Here is a 17,340-nt window from a genome sequence, read left to right as displayed (position 1 = left end):
ATTTGTGAGCCGGAAGCGCTGCAATGATCCGGCAAGCTTCTTCGATCATGCCGGATCAGGCAGGCGACGGAGGTGTCCCGCTTGACGTCGGCCTGCTGATCTGGGATGAGAATGAACGTTCATTCTCATTGTATCGAGTTCTGATGCCACCGCTGGTTTCCGCGTCGCAGTCCGCTTCCGCCCTGTCGGAGCGCCATATCCGCATCCTCGATGCGGCCGAGCGCGTCTTCGCGCGCGCCGGCTTCCATGCGGCGACGATGCAGGATGTCGCGGCCGAGGCGGCCATGAGCCCAGGCAATCTCTACCGCTACTTCAGCTCCAAGGACGCGATCATCGCCGGCATGTCCGAGCGGGACCGCAGCCTGATCGCGGAGGATTTCGGCAGCCTTTGTCCCGATAACGGCTCGCTGCTCGACCAGCTCGAAGAGCTCGGCCGCAAGCATCTGGTCCGCCAGCCGCGGGAGAAAGCCGTGATCGCCGTGCAGATCTGGGCCGAGGCCGCGCGCAATCCCGAGATGGCGCGCATGTGCGCCGATATCGATGGCACCGTGATCGAGGGGCTGGCGGCTGCGATCGGCGAGGCCAAGCGCAATGGCGAATTGCCGCCTCAGCTGGACGAGCACCGCTTCCTTCTGGCGATCTCGATGATGGCCGACGGCTATTTCTGTCGGCGGGCGATGGACCCGAATTTCGACGATGCCGCCGCCGCGGACACGCTCTTCGCGAGCATGCGCCAGCTCGCGCGGACCATGCTCCTGCCTGAAACGGGGACGCAGCCATGACATCTGCTTCTGCCGGGCCCTCTCACTTTTTCTCCGGCCTCAAGGCCGCAACAGGATCGCTTCCGATGACCGTTCGCATGCCCGTCCCGCGCGTGGCAGCCCCTCTGGCGCTTGCCGCGGCACTGCTGGTGGCGCCGCTGCCGGTCGTCGCGCAGACTCCGGCGCACACGGCGCCGGCCGCCGGGCCGTCGGTCACCGTGACCAAGGCCGAGCTGACCGAGATCGTCCAGAGCGTCGTCGTTTCCGGTTCGATGGTCGCACGCGACGAGGTTCTGGTCGCCCCCGAGGTCGACGGGCTGTCGATCGTCCAGCTTCTGGCGGAGGAAGGCGACAGGGTCGCGCGAGGCCAGGTGCTCGCGCGGCTGAGCCGGACGACGCTCGAGGTGCAGAAGGTCCAGAACGACGCGCAGATCGCCCGTGCCGAGGCTGCTGTCGCGCAAGCCAATGCTCAGATCGCGGAGACCGACGCCAATCTGGTCCAGGCCAACAACGCCTTCGACCGCACCAAGGCGCTGCGCGAGAGCGGCAATGCCAGCATGGAGACGTTCGACCAGCGTGCCGCCGCCGCGCGCTCCGGCCAGGCGCGCGCCAATGCGGCCCGGCAGCTGCTGGCGATCGCGACGGCCGACCTCGCGCTCGCCCAGGCGCAGGGCAAGGATATCGATGTCAAGCTCGCCCGCACCGAGATCAAGGCGCCGGCTGCCGGCATCGTCAGCCGCCGGAACGCCAAGCTCGGCGCGACGGCGAGCATGCTGCCGACCACCGAGCCGCTGTTCCGCATCATCGCCGACGGCGCGATCGAACTGGAAGCGCAGGTCGCCGAGGTCGAGCTGCCGGGCCTTAAGGTCGGGCAGTCGGTTTCGGTCCTGCCCGCCGGAGCCAAGAACGCGCTCGCCGGCACGATTCGGCTGATCTCGCCGGAGGTGGACAAGGCCTCGCGCCTGGGCCGTGTCCGCGTCGCGCTCGACGGTAATCCGGCGGTCGCGATCGGCGCCTTTGCGCGCGGCACCATCGAGACCGGCCGCAAGCGCGCCGTGACCCTGCCCCTTTCGGCTATCACCTATAGCCGCTCGGGCGCGACGGTGCAGACCGTCAGGGATGGCCGGGTCACGACCAAGCCGGTCACGCTCGGCCTCGCCGGCGGCGGTCGCGCCGAGATCGCCACCGGCCTTTCGGAAGGCGAGACCGCGGTGGCGCGCGCAGGCACCTTCGTGCGCGACGGCGACCTCGTGACGCCCGTCGCGACCAACTGACGGATGCGGCCATGAACGTGAATTTCTCCGCCTGGTCGATCCGACAGCCGGTTCCGGCGATCCTGCTCTTCGTCGTGCTCTGCGTGCTCGGGCTGCTCGCCTTCTCGAAGCTGCCGGTCACGCGCTTTCCGAACATCGACGTACCGCTCGTCTCCGTCACCGTGACCCAGTCCGGAGCGGCGCCGGCCGAGCTCGAGAGCCAGGTCAGCAAGCGTGTCGAGGATTCCGTCGCCAACATCACCGGCGTGAAGCATGTCATGTCGACGCTGACCGACGGGCAGTCCTCGACCATCATCGAGTTCCGGCTCGAAACCAACACCGACCGCGCCGTCAACGACGTCAAGGACGCCATTGCCGAGATCAGGGCCGACCTGCCGCGGACGATCGACGAGCCGATCATCCAGCGCATCGATGTCGAGGGGCAGTCGATCCTGACCTATGGCGCGGCCTCGGCCGGCATGACGCTGGAGCAGCTCTCCTGGCATGTCGACGATATCGTCGCGCGCGAGTTGCAGGGGCTGAAGGGCGTCGGCCGCGTCGAGCGCTATGGCGGCGTCGATCGCGAGATCCGCATTTCGCTCGACCCTGACCGGCTGCTGGCGCTCGGCATCACTGCCGGCGAGGTCAACCGCCAGATCCGTGCCACCAATGTCGATCTGGCTGGTGGTCGCGGCGAGGTCGGCGGGCAGGAGCAGGCGATCCGCACGCTGGCGAGCGCCCGCAGCGTCGCCGATCTGGCCGAGACCAAGATCATGCTGACCGGCGGGCGCGAGGTGCGCCTGAAGGAGCTCGGCCGCGTCGAGGATTCCAATTCCGAGCCGCGCGCCTTTGGCAGGCTGAACAAGAGCCCGGTCGTGACCTTCGCCGTGTTTCGTTCCAAGGGGTCGAGCGAGCTCTCGGTCAAGGATGTCGTGGCGCAGCGCGTCGCCGAGCTGAACAAGCGCTTCCCCGACATCAAGATCACGCCGATCGACGACGCCGTCGCCTATACCTACGGCAACTACAAGGCGGCGATGGAAACGCTGCTGGAGGGCGCTGCGCTCGCCGTCATCGTCGTCTTCCTGTTCCTGCGTAACTGGCGCGCGACGCTGATCACGGCGGTTGCATTGCCGCTCTCTGCCATACCCACTTTCTGGGCGATGGAGCTGATGGGCTTCTCGCTCAATCTCGTCAGCCTGCTGGGCATCACGCTGGTGACCGGCATCCTGGTCGACGACGCCATCGTCGAGATCGAGAACATCGTCCGGCACATGAAGATGGGCAAATCGCCCTATCGCGCCGCGATGGAAGCTGCCGACGAGATCGGCCTCGCGGTCATCGCGATCACGCTGACCATCGTCGCGATCTTCGCACCGGTCTCTTTCATGGGTGGCGTCGCCGGCCAGTATTTCCGCCAGTTCGGGCTGACGGTCGCGGTCGCCGTGCTGTTCTCGCTGCTCGTCGCGCGGCTGATCACGCCGATGATGGCGGCCTATCTGATGAAGCCGGTCGATCATGCCGATCCGAAGGACGGGCGGATCATGGGCGCCTATGTCGGCCTGCTGAAGGGCACGCTGAAGAAGCGGCGCATCCCGTTCTTCCCGCGCTTCGACGGCACCGGGCGCTGGCGGACCATGCCGTTCAACACGGCCTATGCGACGCTGCTGGTCGGCTTCATGTTCCTGGTCGGCTCGATCCAGGCGACGCAGATGCTGCCGACGGGCTTCATTCCGGACGAGGACACCTCCCGTGTCGTCGCCTCGGTCGAGCTGCCGCCGGGGTCGACGCTGGACGACACGCGGGTCACCACCGACAAGCTCGTCGACGCGCTGAAGACGATTCCCGAGGTGCGCGACGTCTTCGTGCTGGGCGGGGCGTCGCCGACCGGCCAGCGCGAGGTGCGCCGCGCCGCGGTCTTCATCCTGCTCAAGCCGAAGGCCGAGCGCGACATCAAGCAGAAGGAGCTCAAGGTCACCATCGCCGAGAAGCTCGCCAGTGTGCCGGATGTTCGCGCCTGGTATGTCAACGAGCGCGGCGAGCGCGAGATGGCCTTCTCGATCCTGTCGAAGAACGGTGAGGCGCTCGATGCCGCCGTTGCGAAGATCGAGGCGCGGATGCGCCAGGTCGACGGCTATCTCAACGTCGCGACGGCAGGTTCGCTCAGCCGCCCCGAGCTGCGCGTCACGCCGAAGCTGGAGGAGGCCGCCAATCTCGGGGTCACGCCCGAAGCGATCTCGGAGGCCGTGCGTGTCGCCACCATCGGCGATGTCGGCGCCAACCTTGCCAAGTTCAATGCCGGCGACCGGCTGGTGCCGATCCGCGTCCAGCTCGACGAAGCCGCGCGCACCGATATGCGCAACATCGCGGCGCTGCGCGTGACCAATACGAGCGGCGTCTCGATCCCGCTCACGGCCGTGGCCGATATCGGCTTCGGCGAGGGGCCGAGTTCGATCGACCGCTACGACCGCGTCCGCCGGGCCCAGATCGGCGCCGATCTCAAGCGCGGCTTCGAGCTCGGCACGGCGCAGGACAAATTCCACGACATCGTCGAGGAAGTCGGCCTGCCTGATGGAGTCTGGGTCGCGGCAACCGGCGACGCCGAGATCCAGGGCGAGGTCGTCCAGGGCTTCGTGACCGCGATGACGACGGGCCTGATGCTGGTCCTGGCGGTGCTGATCCTGCTGTTCGGTTCGGTCTTCCAGCCGATCACGATCCTGCTCTCGCTGCCGCTCTCCTTCGGCGGCGTGGTGATCGCGCTGCTCGCCACGAACAACGCCGTCTCGATGCCGGTCTATATCGGCCTGCTGATGCTGATGGGCATCGTCACCAAGAACGCGATCATGCTGGTCGATTTCGCGGTCGAGGAGGTCGGGCGCGGCAAGGACCGGATGACGGCGGTGATCGAGGCCGGGCGCAAGCGGGCGCGGCCGATCCTGATGACGACCATCGCCATGGCGGCGGGCATGCTGCCCTCGGCCTATGGCGTCGGCGATGGCGGCGAGTTCCGCGCCCCGATGGCGATCGCGGTGATCGGCGGGCTGATCGTGTCGACGGTACTGTCGCTCATCTTCGTGCCGTCCTTCTACATGGTGATGGACGATCTCTCGCGGGCGACGGGCTGGCTCTTCGGCCGCTTCTTCGGCAAGGCCGAGGACGAAAGCCAGTGGGAGCCGATCGAGGAACATGCCGCGCCTGCGATCGCGACCGCGGAAGCGATGTCGAAGCCGTCCGCGCCGCGGCTGGCGGCGGAGTGAGGCGTCAGGATTACGGCTGGAGTTCGAGCGGGAAGGGCGTGCGTTCGTAGATGGAGAGGAGGTCCTTCCTTCGCACGAAGTCTTCCTCCCACTCATGCAGCAACGCTATGACCGCCTTGCGATCTCCAGCCGCAACAAGAGCGCCGAGCTGATTTGCATATATGAATTCCGGCTGCCGCCAATTCTTCGCAAGATGCCAATTCTTGATCTTCTCAGCGACGGTGGCGGCCTGATCGAGACGTCCAAACGCAGCATGCATGTGGAGCTGGTAAGGTTCGTAGTTATTCAGCCAGTTGTCGTATTGATAGGAGCGCGGTTCGCCTTCGACATGGAACATGTCATCGATCGTCTGCACGCGGCGCAGCATCGGCAGGATGCGCTGCTCGACGGTCTCGACGAAAGCCTCGGTGAAGCCGGCGTCGGACCAGAAGCGTGGGCCACCCTTGGGTAGCCAGAAAATGTCGCAGCACAGCCCTTGGAGCGATCCGAAAGGATTGAAGGCGTGGCCGATGTGCCAATAGAAGCTCGGGTGATTGGCATCCGAGCTTCGGTCGATAGAGATTGAGCGAAGGACATGTCTCAGAGGTGCCAAGACCAGGAAGGGGCCTCTGACGATGAGATCGTCATGGCGCGCTGCCACCGTATCCAGAAGCTTCCTGATCTGCTTCTTCGTCGTCATCCGCTGGGCCTCACCTCTATGACGAGAATGCGTCTAACGGGGCCGAAACCCATCTTGGCTGCGTTGGCAAGAATTTCGGCCCGCCGGTCAGACAATCCGGCGTTGCCAGTTTTCAGATCATAGACACAGAGGGTGCCGTCTTGGCGATATTCATAAGCATCCACGCGGATCGAGCCCGGATAACCGTAACGAACTGCGCTTTCCACTGCCCCTTCTTCGTTCTCTTTGATAAATGACTGCTCTGCCTTAAAGTAAGGATCGTAGCGATCTTTCATATATCTGCTAAAATGGCCATGGACTACACTGCCATAAATTGCGCGCGAGGGGTATAGCTCGGGAGAGCCGGCGGCATTCGCCGCTCGGTCAGCCATTTCCTGGACATCCGGCAAACGCCGGCAAGCTAGTTCGGCCTGTTCATTGCTGACGCGGCCACAATAGCTGAGCTCGACTTTGCCGCTGGTGCTTTCTCCCGGCCGATAGTCGCGGGCGTTGAAGCCCATGATAGTCTGTTGGCCGTCGCCGCTGTTGTACGGCGACTGCCAGTTGAAGAGGGCCGCGCCGCCGCTGATGATGGTTTGGATGGCGTCGCGCTTCGAATAGGCCGGCTGCACCGTCGCATCGGGTTCGGGTCCGGACTGCGTCCAGACCGTGCGGGCGACGAGATCGCCATCGGGGCCGCCGTCGCGGATCGTCTGTGTGCGGTCCGTCGTCTCGAAGCTGATCTTGTCGCCGCCGGGCAAAGTGACGGTCTGGCGTTCGTCGAAGCCGGCGGTGCGCGAGGCAGCATATTCCGACTGGATCGTGGTGCCCGCGCCGTCCGTGACGGTTTGCTCGAAGACGGAGCCGTCTTCATTCCAGCTCTCGCCGAGCGAGGACCAGCCGCTGTCTTCGCCGAGCGATGCGCCCTCGGGAGAATCCGGGTTTCCGCCATCGGAGCCGCCGCCACCCCCTCCACCGCTGGTCCATTGCCCGCCTCCGGGGCCGCCGGCAGGGACGCGCGCCTGGTTCGGATTGTACTTGCGGTACCGGTGCTCGTGGCGGATCAGGCCGAGTTCATGGCGCAAGCACAGCAGGCGCAGGCGGAGCGCGCGAAGCTCGCGGCTCGGATAAGAGGGCTGATGTCGGATTGGCATGGCGGGCTCCTGGAGGAGCCCCAGTGTCCGGCAGCTTTGGCCGCCGGGGATAAGTTTGCCGTCGCTTGACGGTCTCAGCCCGGCACGGCTTGTCGCCGCGCCAGCGCGTCCCGATAAGCCTGCGTCAGCTCGTCCAGCACGGATTGCTCCGGCCGGGGGGCGCCGAGGTGGAGGAAGCGGAGCTCTTCCATGAAGCGCTCCCAGAGCAGTGCCCCTCCGTCGGCCAGGATCTCGGCGCGGATCGAGAGTTCTTCCGTGACCGGCAGGAAACGGCGGCCCCAGTCGCCCATCGCGGCGAAGACGGGGACGAGGGCGATGCCCATCTCTGTCAGGCTGTAGATCGCCTTCTGCTTGTGGCTGGCGTCATCGCGTCGGGACAGCAATCCGTTCTGGACCAGGCGCTTCAGCCTGTCGGCGAGGATGTTGGAGGCGATGCCCTCGTCGGATTTCGCCATGAGCTCGCGGAAATGCCGGCGATTGCCGAACATCACGTCGCGCAGGACGATCAGGCTCCAGCGATCGCCCAGGATTTCCAGCGTCAGATTGATCGGACAGCCCGAACGGCCGGTCTCGCGCATGCTCGCCTCCAAGACTGCTTGCGATATAAAATCGGTTTGGCTAACCATCAACCGATTGCAATTCAGAACTGGTTTGGCGCGTACATGGCAGGAGAGTGAGATGGCCAAGGTGATCGTCTGGAATCTGATGACGCTGGACGGATTCTTCGAAGGCAAGGAGAAGTGGGACCTCAGCTTTCACAACGACGCCTGGGGCGATGAGCTGAGCGCGCTCAGCAGCGAGTTCGGACGCAAGGCCGGCCTGCTCGTCTTCGGCCGCGTCACCTATGAGGGGATGAAGGCCTATTGGACGACGACCCAGGAGGAGGAGGGCGAGACCAAGGCCTTCATGAACGCCCTGCCGAAACTCGTCGCCTCGCGCAGTCTCACTGGCTCGGACTGGAACAACACCACCGTCACGGCGGACATCGCCGGCGAGATCATCAGCCGCAAGGCCGCGTCGGAGAAGGACATCTATGTCTTCGGCAGCGCGGAGCTGACCGAGGCCCTGCTGGCGGCGGGGCTGGTCGACGAGATCATGCTGGCAGTCGCGCCGGTCACGATCGGGCAGGGCACGCCCTTGTTCAAGACGGGCACGGAGAAGCGTAGATTCGCTCTGCTCGCGGCCCGCCCGCTGGAGAACGGGACCGTGATCCTGCATTACGCTGTGAAGGCCGGGCCGGCTGGGGTGTAGCCCTGTGGTTCAGCCACGCCGGACCATCAGCACGGCGGCGAGAATGGCGACGCCGCCGAAGGCCTGCACCGGGGTCGGCTGCTCGCCGAAGAGCGCCCAGGCGGCGAGGACGCTGACCAGCGCCGGCCAGACCATGACGAGCGAAGCGGCGCTGGCGCCGTAGCTGCCGAGCGAGAGCGTGATCAGCCCCTGGCCGAGCGCGTGGGAGACGAGGCCGAGCGCGGCGACGGCGAGCCAGCCCTGCAGGCTCCCCGGGATGATCTGCTCGCCGAATGCCAGCGCGGCTACGAGGCAGAACACGGCGCAGACCATGCTGGAGATGAGGCTGACATAGCCGGCATCGGCCCGGTCACGGGCGCGGCGCACTGCCAGGATATAGGCGGCATAGGACATCGCGGCCCCGACCGCGAGGCTGTCTCCGAGCAGATTGCCCGAGACCTGCGCCCCGCCGGTGAATTTCGGCAGGACGAGCAGGAGCGCGCCGGCGATCGCCAGCATCAGCGCGCCGAGAATGCGCCGCGAGGGGCGGTCGCCGAGCAGCAGCCAGCCGCCGAGCACGACGCCGACCGGCGCGAGATTGCCGAGCAGCGAGGCGTTGGCGATCGTGGTGTGGCCGAGCGCGGCATTATAGAGCGTGACGTCGATGCCGAAGGTCAGCCCGGCCAGCGCGACCGCACCGAAGGCGCCGCTGCGAACCTTGCCACCTGCCGGCTTGCGCTGCTCCAGCGCCGTCCAGGCGGCGAGGACGGGCAAAGCGAAGAGCATGCGCCAGAAGCCGGCGGCGGCGGGGCCGACATCGGCGAGGCGCACGAAGATGCCGGAGAAGCCGATGAAGGTCGCGCCGGCGAGCAGCGCAATGAACATCGCGAGGGCGGGCGATGCGGGCCGGACGGGAATCGCAGGAGCGGACATGGTGTTTTCTGACGGATGGTGAGGCCAGCTCCGGTCGCGATGGCACGGCGGGCTCAGCCTCGTTCAGGCGCCGATATAGGACGCTTCCTTGCATCGGAAAAACGGATTATTCTGATTTAACCATTCTTAAAATCGATCGATGCTGCGCGTTCCAAGGAGGCACGTCATGACCGTTCATTTCGACCTTGCCGCGCTCGGCATGCTGGTGGCGGTGGCGGAGACCGGGGGCTTCACTGCTGCGAGCGCGCGGCTCGGCCGGACGCAATCGGCGATTTCGGTCCGCATCCAGGATCTGGAGAGCCAGCTCGGCCACAAGCTGCTCGAGCGCTCGCGCCGCGGCGTCACGCCGACCGATGCCGGCGAGCGGCTGATCGCCCATGCGCGGCGCCTGCTCGCGGTCGAGCGTGAGGCGCTCGCCGATCTGGCCGGCGACACGCCATCCGGCCGGCTGCGCATCGGCATTCCCGATGACTACATGGACGCTTATCTGCGGCCGCTGATCGCGCGCTTCGCCGCCGAACATCCGAAGGTGGAGCTCGAAGTGCGCTGCGACCTGTCGAAGCGCATCGAGCCGGCGCTGCTGGCCGGCGAGTTCGACCTGGCCGTGGTCACGCAGGATCCCAACAAGCCGATGGGCGAGGTGCTGCGCCGTGAACCGCTGGTCTGGGTGGCGGCGCGCGGGCATCGGCCGGAGCTGCAGGAGATGCTGCCGCTCGCGCTCTTCGCGGAAGGCTGCCGGGCGCGGCCGCGCATCCTCGCTGCGCTCAACACGGCCGGCAAGGCGCATCGACTGGTCTTCTCCTGCTCGCACACCTCCGGCGTGCTGTCGGCGGTGGAGGCAGGCTTCTGCGTGGCGGCGATCACCGAGAGCGCGGTGCCGCCTTCACTGCGCCGGATCGGCCCGGCAGAAGGCCTGCCGCCGCTTTTCGAGCTCACCGTCGGGCTGATCATGGCGCCACGTCCCGATCTCGCCGCGCGGCGCTTCGCCGACGCCCTTCGCGAGGAAATGAGCCTTTTGAGGCACGCGGCTTAGGAAGGTGCCATTGCCCATCGCAGCACATCGGCCTAAAGCCAAGGCAACCAATTTCCCTCAGGCGTCATCCCGGGCGCAGCGATGCGGAGACCCGGTATCCATGCCAGAGCGTTTCGTTCGATGATGGATCCCGGATCGGCGCGGCTTCGCCGCTTGTCCGGGATGACGCCCGTATTTGTTCTGACAAGATCCCGAGTCCCATGAAATTCCTCGACCAGGCCAAGATCTATGTGAAGGCGGGTGACGGCGGCGCGGGCTGCGTCTCCTTCCGCCGCGAAAAGTTCATCGAGTTCGGCGGGCCTAACGGCGGCGACGGCGGGCGCGGCGGCGACATCGTCGTCGAATGCGTGCAGGGGCTGAACACGCTGATCGATTTCCGCTTCCAGCAGCACTTCAAGGCCCGCACCGGCGAGCATGGCATGGGCAAGGATCGCCACGGCGCCAATTCGCCGGCGATCGTGCTGAAGGTGCCGCCGGGCACGGAGATCCTCGACGAGGACGGCGAGACCAAGGTCGCCGACCTGACCGAGCCCGGTCAGCGCTTCGTGCTGTGCAAGGGCGGCAATGGCGGCTTCGGCAACGCCTACTTCAAGACCGCGACCAACCAGGCGCCACGCCATGCCAACCCCGGCCTGCCGGGCGAGGAGCGTTGGGTCTGGCTCCGGCTGAAGCTGATCGCCGATGCCGGGCTCGTCGGCCTGCCCAATGCCGGCAAGTCGACCTTCCTCGCCACCGTCACGGCGGCGAAGCCCAAGATCGCGGATTATCCCTTCACCACGTTGCATCCCGGCCTCGGCGTCGTGCGCGTCGACGGGCGCGAGATGGTGCTGGCCGATATTCCCGGGCTGATCGAGGGCGCGCATGAAGGCCACGGCCTCGGCGACCGCTTCCTCGGCCATATCGAGCGCTGCCGCGTGTTGCTGCATCTGGTCGAGGGCACCAGCGAGCATGCCGGCAAGGCCTACAAGACGGTGCGGGAGGAGCTGGAGGCCTATGGCGAGGGGCTGGCCGACAAGCCGGAGATCGTCGCGCTCTCCAAGGTCGATGCGCTGACGCCGGAAGTCCTGAAGGAACAGGTGGCGCGGCTGAAGCGGGCGGCGAAGCGCATGCCGATCATCCTCTCCTCCGCCTCGGGCGAGGGCGTCGATGCGGCGCTCAGAGCGCTCTTCGCCGTGGTCGAGGAAGCCCGGCGTGAAGAGGAGCGCGAGAACGCTCCGGCGACGGAGACCGGCTGGCGCCCCTGAGGCCGGAATTCTCACGGAGCCGCCGCGCCCTCCCGGACAAACCGCGTCAGCGGCGTCGATCCGGATCCATCACAAGGCTCCGGCGCTCGCGGAAGGATCGCGGGGCAAGCCTCGGATGACCACGTATTCATGAGTCCGTCCTCGGAACGCCTAATGACGGCGCTGCGCTAGCGGAAGTCGCGCCAAGCGCCGACGCGGTGAATGCTCTCGCGGTTGCGTGCCGCTTCGCCGAAGGGCGCGACCGGCCAGTCCCAGCCCTCGTCCGGCGGGGGCAACTCGACGCCGCGCATCAGGTCGAGCCGGTCGCTGATCGTGCCTCCGCGGTCGCGCTCGATCATCCCGACATCGCTGAGCAGGATCACGCGACCGTGGAAACGGCGGAGATCGTCGAGATGCCAGGCGACGCAGCGTGCCGCGAGATCAGTCGGCAGCTTCGCAGCTTCAGCCGGATTGTCCGCGAGCCAGTCCTCGATCGGCCAGGCGAGCTGCGAGAGCAGGTTGGCGGATACGACCAGATCGACCGCCGGATCGGCGATGAAGTCGGCGAGCGGATCGCTCCGGCCGCCGCTCTCGCCGGCGAGCCAACCCATGACTCCCGTGAGGTCGCGGGTGAGCAATGCGACGTTGCGGCGCAGGCGCATGCGGAGCCGGACCTGCGGGAGGTGTACGGCATCGACCAGCAGCACGCGCTCGAAATTGGCGGCGAGCAGGCCGAGCGGGACGTCGCGCAGCAGCCCTGAGCCCAGAATGACGGCAGTCCGTCGCTCCGGCAGCTCGGTGACGGCCTGCGCGACGATGTCCCGGCAGCGGGCGTGATGCGCGGCCCAGGCCCGGCGCTGGCGCAGGCCGCGCGACCAGAGCGCGACGCTTTCGTCGACAAGGCCGAGCCGGCGGGTCATGCGCGAGGCCGGGGTCGCCAACCGCAGGGCCAGTTCCGCCAGCATGGCTATGCGCTGCCGCTTGGCATCGACTGCTTCCGAAAGCCGGTTTCCTCCTTTCGGGCCGTCAGGTCAGTGCGCCGCGCGCCGCGACTGGCCAGACGGCTTCCACATGCGCGTCTGGCCCGTGCAGACCGCGCACGCAGACATACCAGTCGTGCAGATTGACCGTCGGGTCGCAATGGCCGGGCACCAGCAGCAGGCGGTCGCCGCGATGCGGCAGCGCGATCGGCTCTCCCGTCAGGATGCCGTGCTCGTCCGAGGGCTTGGTATAGATCGCCCCATCGCGTCGGAACGGAACCGGCATGCCGGAATCGATGGCGACCGCCTTGTGGCCGGCATCAACGATGGCGCGATCCGGAACCGGCTTGCTCATCACCCCGGCGAGGACGAAGAGCGCATGCTCGAAGCTGCGGAACGGTGTGCCGTCGGCCTGGCGGTTGCGGGCGTAATCGGCGTCCATGAAGATGTAGGAGCCGGCCTGGATTTCGTTCCAGATGCCGGATTGCGTCTCAAGTTCGTAGGTGCCGGTGCCGGCACCGCTGATGATCTCGCAAGTCAGCCCGGCATGGGCGAGGCGCTCCGCGGTGTTGCGCGCTGCGAGGCCTGCGCGTTCGATCGCCTCGCGCCGCTCGTCGATCGATCGCATGTGCTGGGCAGAGCCGTGATAGGCCTGCAGGCCGGCAAAGCGCAGCGTGTTGGAGCGGGCGATGGCTTCCGCCAGCCTGACCGCGCCCTCTCCGGGCGCCACGCCGCAGCGCCGCCCGCCGACATCGATCTCGACGAGGACGTCGAGGACGACATCGTTGCGCGCGGCAGCCTCGGCAGCGTCGCGCACGCCGTCGGGATGGTCGACGCAGAGGCCGATGCGGGCACTGCGGGCGAGCCGCGCCAGCCGGTCGAGCTTGGCGGGGCTGGCGATCTCGTTGGTCACCAATACGTCGCCGACACCGCCCGCGACCAGGATTTCAGCCTCCGCGACCTTCTGGCAGCACTGGCCCACGGCCCCGTTGGCGATCTGGCGCAGGGCGATCTCCGGACTCTTGTGGGTCTTGGCATGGGGCCGCAGCCTGACGCCGTGGGCCTGGGTAAAGGCCGCCATGGCGACGAGGTTGCGTTCGAAGGCGTCGAGATCGAGCAACAGAGCAGGAGTCTCGATCTCGGCGAGGCTTTGACCGGGCTGCGCCGGCGGCGATTGCGACATGGAGTCTCCTGAGTCGGTTATGGCTATGGGAGGACAGCTTCGTGTCCTGAGCAAGGCCTGCCTTCTGGATGCGGCCATGCGCCAGTGGCGCTTGCCGCCCTGCCGTGATAGGCGCGGCCCATGAAGATCGGCCGCGTCACCGACGATACCCTCGCGCTCTTCGCCCGCGTCTGGCGTGAGCAAATCAAATCCTACCTGCCGCAGATGCTGATGATTCTCGGTCTCGTCGTGGTCATCGCCGCGACGACGAGCTTCTATCCGCTGCTGATCAAGGCGGCCTTCGATGCCTTCGCCGATCCGCTGACGGCCGAATCGACCGGCTTCGTGCGCCGCATGGAGCGGCTGGTCTCGAAGTCGATCGGCTATGAGATCGGGGTCGTCAACGCGGTCGCGACGGTCGTGGTCATCGTCACCGCGATCAAGGGTTTCTCGCTGCTCGCCCAGACCGTGATGACCAACAAGGTCGTCAGCCGGATCGAGGCGGAGATGCAGTCGGCGCTCTACGGGCACCTGATCGATGCCGATCTGGCACAGCTCCAGAAGGAAAACCCCGCTTCGCTCACCCAGCGCTTCACCACCGACTTCACCTTCGTGAAGGAGGCGCTGACGCGCATCGTCAACATCGCGATCCGCGACGTGGTGACGGCGATCGCGCTCGTTGGCGCGCTGTTCTGGATCGACTGGCAGATGACGCTGGTGGTGGTGCTGATCGCGCCGGTCATCGCCCATCCGATCGGCCGGATCGGCAAGAAGCTCCGGCGCATGGCGAGTTCGCAGCAGGAGCAGACGGGCATCATGGCGAGCCTGGTCACCGAAAGCCTGCAGGGCGCCCGCGTCGCCAAGACGGATTCCCTCGAGCCCTACCTGAAGCAGCGCGCGACCAGCGCCTTCGAGACGATCCGGACGCTGAAGGTCAAGGCGGCCAACGCCCGCGGCCGGCTCGACCCGCTGCTCGAGGTCGGCGGCGGCATCGCGGTTGCCGGCGTGCTGGCTGCCATCGGCGTGCGCATCACCTCGGGCGCCTCCACCGTGGGCGATTTCACCGGCTATGTCTCCGCGCTGCTGCTGGCTGCCCAGCCGATGCGCTCGCTCGGCAATCTCAATGCCATTGTCCAGGAGGCCGGCGCTTCGCTGAAGCGCTATTACGCGCTGATGGACGAGAAGCCGATGATCCTCGACCGGCCGGATGCCAGGCCGTTGGCGATCACGACGGGCGAAGTCGCCTTCCGCCATCTGCGCTTCCGCTATCGTGAGGACCAGCGGGCGCTGGAGGGCATCGATCTCGTCGCGCGCGGCGGAACCACCACTGCGCTGGTCGGCCGTTCCGGTTCGGGCAAGTCGACCCTGCTCGCGCTGGTACCGCGCCTCTACGACCCGGTCGGGGGGCGGATCGAGATCGACGGGCAGGATCTGCGCGGCGTGACGCTCGAAAGCCTGCGCCATCAGATCGGCGTCGTCAGCCAGGACGTGGTTTTGTTCGACGATACGGTGCGTGCCAACATTGCGTTCGGCCGCCCCCGGGCAACGCAGGACGAGATCATCGCGGCCGCCAAGGCCGCGGCGGCGCACGACTTCATCATGGCGATGCCGGGCGGCTACGATGCCCCGGTGGGCGAGCGCGGCCACAAGCTCTCGGGGGGCGAGCGCCAGCGCATTGCCATCGCCCGCGCCATGTTGAAGGACGCGCCGATCCTGCTGCTCGATGAGGCCACCAGCGCACTCGACACGGAGTCCGAGCGCCTCGTGCAGCAGGCGCTGGCGAAGCTGACGAAGGGTCGCACCACCCTCGTCATCGCGCACCGGCTCTCGACGATCCGCGAGGCCGACCTGATCGTCGTGATGGACGAAGGTAAAATCGTCGAAACCGGCAGCCATGACGAGCTGCTGGCGCGCGAGGGCGCTTATGCGCGGCTGTACCGGATGCAGTTCCTCGAAAGCTGACCGCTTTCTCGAACCAGTTATCCTCTCCCTGGAGCGTGCCGGGCTTATACGGAAACACGGCGTCATCCCGGGCCTGACCCGGGATCCATGCGGCAGCATTTCCGGTCGCGTGCAGCCTCGATCCCGGCTCTCCGCTTCGCTCCGGCGGGGATCACCCCCGGTTCCGCGCGGGATCGGCACACTCTAGCGGCAGAATGCCGCGCAGCCGGCTTCCCAGAATGGTTTGCCGGATTCAAGCGGCGGGATCGATGGCCGCGGCTTGCGGCCAGGCAGGTCGTCGGGGATCGGGCTCACCAGCTCCCACCAGCGATGCGCGCATTGCGAGCGGAAGGCCATCTGATCGGAGATCGAGGTGCCTTCCTTCTCAAGGACCGCGTCGAGCGCCGCGCAGGCCTCGCGCAGTCGTGCGTCATGTGTATCGCTCGGTGCATTGGCATAGTCGTGGAAGGCCTCGGTGAAGGCCTCCATCTCGCGGGCGATATGGGGCCAGTCGGAGCGCCCGAGGTTCCAGGCATCCATCCATTCGCGCACGACGGTTTCGACGGCCTCGGCCTTCGGCCTGTCCTTCACCTTGCGGGCGGTGGTCAGCATGTGGCGCATCAGTTCGGCGCGGGCATGGGCGAAGCGGGCGCGCAGCGCCGCCTCCTGCATCCGCGCGATGGCGTCAGTCGCCTCCTGCTGCAGCGCTTGGACGAAATGCGGCATGGGGCGATCCTTCAGGGCAGGGTGGCGAGCCGCTCGATCATCCGTTCGAACAGCTCATGGGCGTTCACGGCCGAGACGACGTGAGCATTGGGCTCGCGCTTCAGGCGGCCGTTCCAGTCGATGGTGGTACGCCCGCGCAAGGGGCCGTCACCGGTCTCGACCGTGACGAAGCAGTCGCGGCCTTCAAAGAGCTCGGGCCAGAGCAGATAGGCGACCACGCAGGGGTCGTGCATCGGGTGCCCGTCGCTGCCGAGCCCGCCGGGGCGCGGGCGGGTCAGCATGCCATGGACGGCGTTGCCGGCTGCGTTGCCGAGCGTGCCGATGCGGGCGATCTGCGCGTGGCTGGCGATGGCCTGCAGCGTGACACCGAGACCGAACATCACGATCGGCCGGCCGCAGCCGAAGACCACCGCCGCGGCGTGCGGATCGACATAGGCATTGAATTCGGCGGCCGGGGTGATGTTGCCGAGGCCGATGGCGCCGCCCATCAGCACGATGCGCCTGATCTTCGGCAGGATGTCGGGTGCGAGCCGGAAGGCGAGTGCGAGATTGGTCAGCGGTCCCAGCGGACAGAGCGTGATGCCAGCCTCTGGCGCAGCCCGGCAGATATCGATGATCGCCTGGACCGCGTGACCGGGCGCAGCTTCGCTCGCAGCGGCGGGAAGGCCCGCGCCTGCCAGCCCGTCAGGGCCGCAGACGAATTCGGCGGTTTCGAGCGGGATGACAAGCGGGCCTTCGGCACCGCGATGGACGGGAATGTCGCTGCGGCGGGCGAGATCGCGGATGCGCAGCGCATTTGCCGTGGTTTGCGCGACCGGGACATTGCCCGCGACCGCGGTGATCGCCTTGAGGTCGAGGCGGTCGGCGCCGGCGAAGGCGAGCAGAAGGGCTACGGCGTCGTCCTGGCCGGGATCGGTGTCGATGATGATCGGCTCGCGCATTTCCGTCTCCGCCAATTCAACCCTCATCCTGAGGAGCCGCGAGGCGGCGTCTCGAAGGATGTTCCAGATGTTTCCCGTACCTCCTGAAGCA

The 17,340-nt window shown here is 66.9% G+C and carries 15 protein-coding genes; 7 read left to right on the top strand and 8 right to left on the bottom strand.

Translation table 11 applies throughout. The annotated features are described in order from the left end of the window. Positions 1–143 precede the first annotated feature (143 nt). From AB4Z10_RS05905 to AB4Z10_RS05895, 3 genes are all read left to right on the top strand, one after another. Positions 144–782: a TetR/AcrR family transcriptional regulator gene (locus tag AB4Z10_RS05905; RefSeq protein WP_441469444.1), complete on the top strand. Its 639-nt coding sequence runs from the start codon at positions 144–146 to the stop codon at positions 780–782. 65 nt (positions 783–847) lie between these two features. After that, entirely contained in the window at positions 848–2,035 is a 1,188-nt protein-coding gene (locus AB4Z10_RS05900; RefSeq protein ID WP_441469443.1) for an efflux RND transporter periplasmic adaptor subunit, read from the top strand. A gap of 11 nt (positions 2,036–2,046) precedes the next feature. Continuing rightward, a complete protein-coding gene (locus AB4Z10_RS05895; protein ID WP_441469442.1) occupies positions 2,047–5,268 on the top strand; it encodes an efflux RND transporter permease subunit in 3,222 nt (1,073 codons plus the stop codon). A 10-nt stretch (positions 5,269–5,278) separates the two neighbouring features. On the opposite strand, the gene AB4Z10_RS05890 is transcribed toward AB4Z10_RS05895, so the two are convergent. From AB4Z10_RS05890 to AB4Z10_RS05880, 3 genes are all read right to left on the bottom strand, one after another. Further along, on the bottom strand, positions 5,279–5,947 hold the full coding sequence (locus AB4Z10_RS05890) for a hypothetical protein (protein WP_441469441.1): 669 nt from the start codon (positions 5,945–5,947) through the stop codon (positions 5,279–5,281). Then, positions 5,944–7,080, bottom strand: a complete 1,137-nt coding sequence (locus AB4Z10_RS05885) for a hypothetical protein (RefSeq protein ID WP_441469440.1) — start codon at positions 7,078–7,080, stop codon at positions 5,944–5,946. The genes AB4Z10_RS05890 and AB4Z10_RS05885 overlap by 4 nt, the downstream gene beginning before the upstream one ends. Positions 7,081–7,154: 74 nt before the next feature. Beyond that, positions 7,155–7,658, bottom strand: a complete 504-nt coding sequence (locus AB4Z10_RS05880; RefSeq protein ID WP_441469439.1) for a winged helix-turn-helix transcriptional regulator — start codon at positions 7,656–7,658, stop codon at positions 7,155–7,157. A gap of 100 nt (positions 7,659–7,758) precedes the next feature. Between AB4Z10_RS05880 and AB4Z10_RS05875 the strand changes: the two genes are divergently transcribed. Further along, positions 7,759–8,331 (top strand): dihydrofolate reductase family protein, encoded by a 573-nt coding sequence (locus AB4Z10_RS05875; RefSeq protein WP_441469438.1) that lies wholly within the window; start codon positions 7,759–7,761, stop codon positions 8,329–8,331. A 9-nt stretch (positions 8,332–8,340) separates the two neighbouring features. Here the strand turns inward: AB4Z10_RS05875 and AB4Z10_RS05870 are convergent, their stop codons facing one another. Beyond that, on the bottom strand, positions 8,341–9,243 hold the full coding sequence (locus tag AB4Z10_RS05870; protein WP_441469437.1) for a DMT family transporter: 903 nt from the start codon (positions 9,241–9,243) through the stop codon (positions 8,341–8,343). A gap of 166 nt (positions 9,244–9,409) precedes the next feature. On the opposite strand from AB4Z10_RS05870, the gene AB4Z10_RS05865 reads away from it, so the two are divergent. Further along, a complete protein-coding gene (locus AB4Z10_RS05865; protein WP_441469436.1) occupies positions 9,410–10,276 on the top strand; it encodes a LysR family transcriptional regulator in 867 nt (288 codons plus the stop codon). A 200-nt stretch (positions 10,277–10,476) separates the two neighbouring features. Then, on the top strand, positions 10,477–11,520 hold the full coding sequence (gene obgE, locus AB4Z10_RS05860; RefSeq protein ID WP_441469435.1) for a GTPase ObgE: 1,044 nt from the start codon (positions 10,477–10,479) through the stop codon (positions 11,518–11,520). A gap of 167 nt (positions 11,521–11,687) precedes the next feature. Here obgE and AB4Z10_RS05855 read toward each other — a convergent pair whose 3' ends face one another. Beyond that, entirely contained in the window at positions 11,688–12,464 is a 777-nt protein-coding gene (locus tag AB4Z10_RS05855; RefSeq protein ID WP_441469434.1) for a hypothetical protein, read from the bottom strand. 61 nt (positions 12,465–12,525) lie between these two features. After that, on the bottom strand, positions 12,526–13,662 hold the full coding sequence (locus tag AB4Z10_RS05850; RefSeq protein WP_441469433.1) for a DSD1 family PLP-dependent enzyme: 1,137 nt from the start codon (positions 13,660–13,662) through the stop codon (positions 12,526–12,528). 120 nt (positions 13,663–13,782) lie between these two features. Here AB4Z10_RS05850 and AB4Z10_RS05845 point away from each other — a divergent pair, with 120 nt between their 5' ends. Further along, the gene (locus AB4Z10_RS05845) at positions 13,783–15,603 is read left to right on the top strand and encodes an ABC transporter ATP-binding protein (protein ID WP_441469432.1); all 1,821 of its coding nucleotides are present in this window, start codon (positions 13,783–13,785) and stop codon (positions 15,601–15,603) included. Between the two features lie 183 nt (positions 15,604–15,786). On the opposite strand, the gene AB4Z10_RS05840 is transcribed toward AB4Z10_RS05845, so the two are convergent. Together AB4Z10_RS05840 and AB4Z10_RS05835 are read right to left on the bottom strand one after the other, a co-directional pair. Then, positions 15,787–16,308, bottom strand: a complete 522-nt coding sequence (locus tag AB4Z10_RS05840; protein WP_441469431.1) for a hypothetical protein — start codon at positions 16,306–16,308, stop codon at positions 15,787–15,789. An 11-nt stretch (positions 16,309–16,319) separates the two neighbouring features. Then, positions 16,320–17,249, bottom strand: a complete 930-nt coding sequence (locus AB4Z10_RS05835; protein WP_441469430.1) for a nucleoside hydrolase — start codon at positions 17,247–17,249, stop codon at positions 16,320–16,322. Between the last annotated feature and the right edge of the window lie 91 nt (positions 17,250–17,340).

The organism is Allobosea sp. RAF48 (assembly GCF_052114025.1).
In the GTDB taxonomy this organism is placed as follows: Bacteria; Pseudomonadota; Alphaproteobacteria; order Rhizobiales; family Beijerinckiaceae; genus Allobosea.
This window is presented reverse-complemented; position numbering and strand designations above follow the sequence as displayed.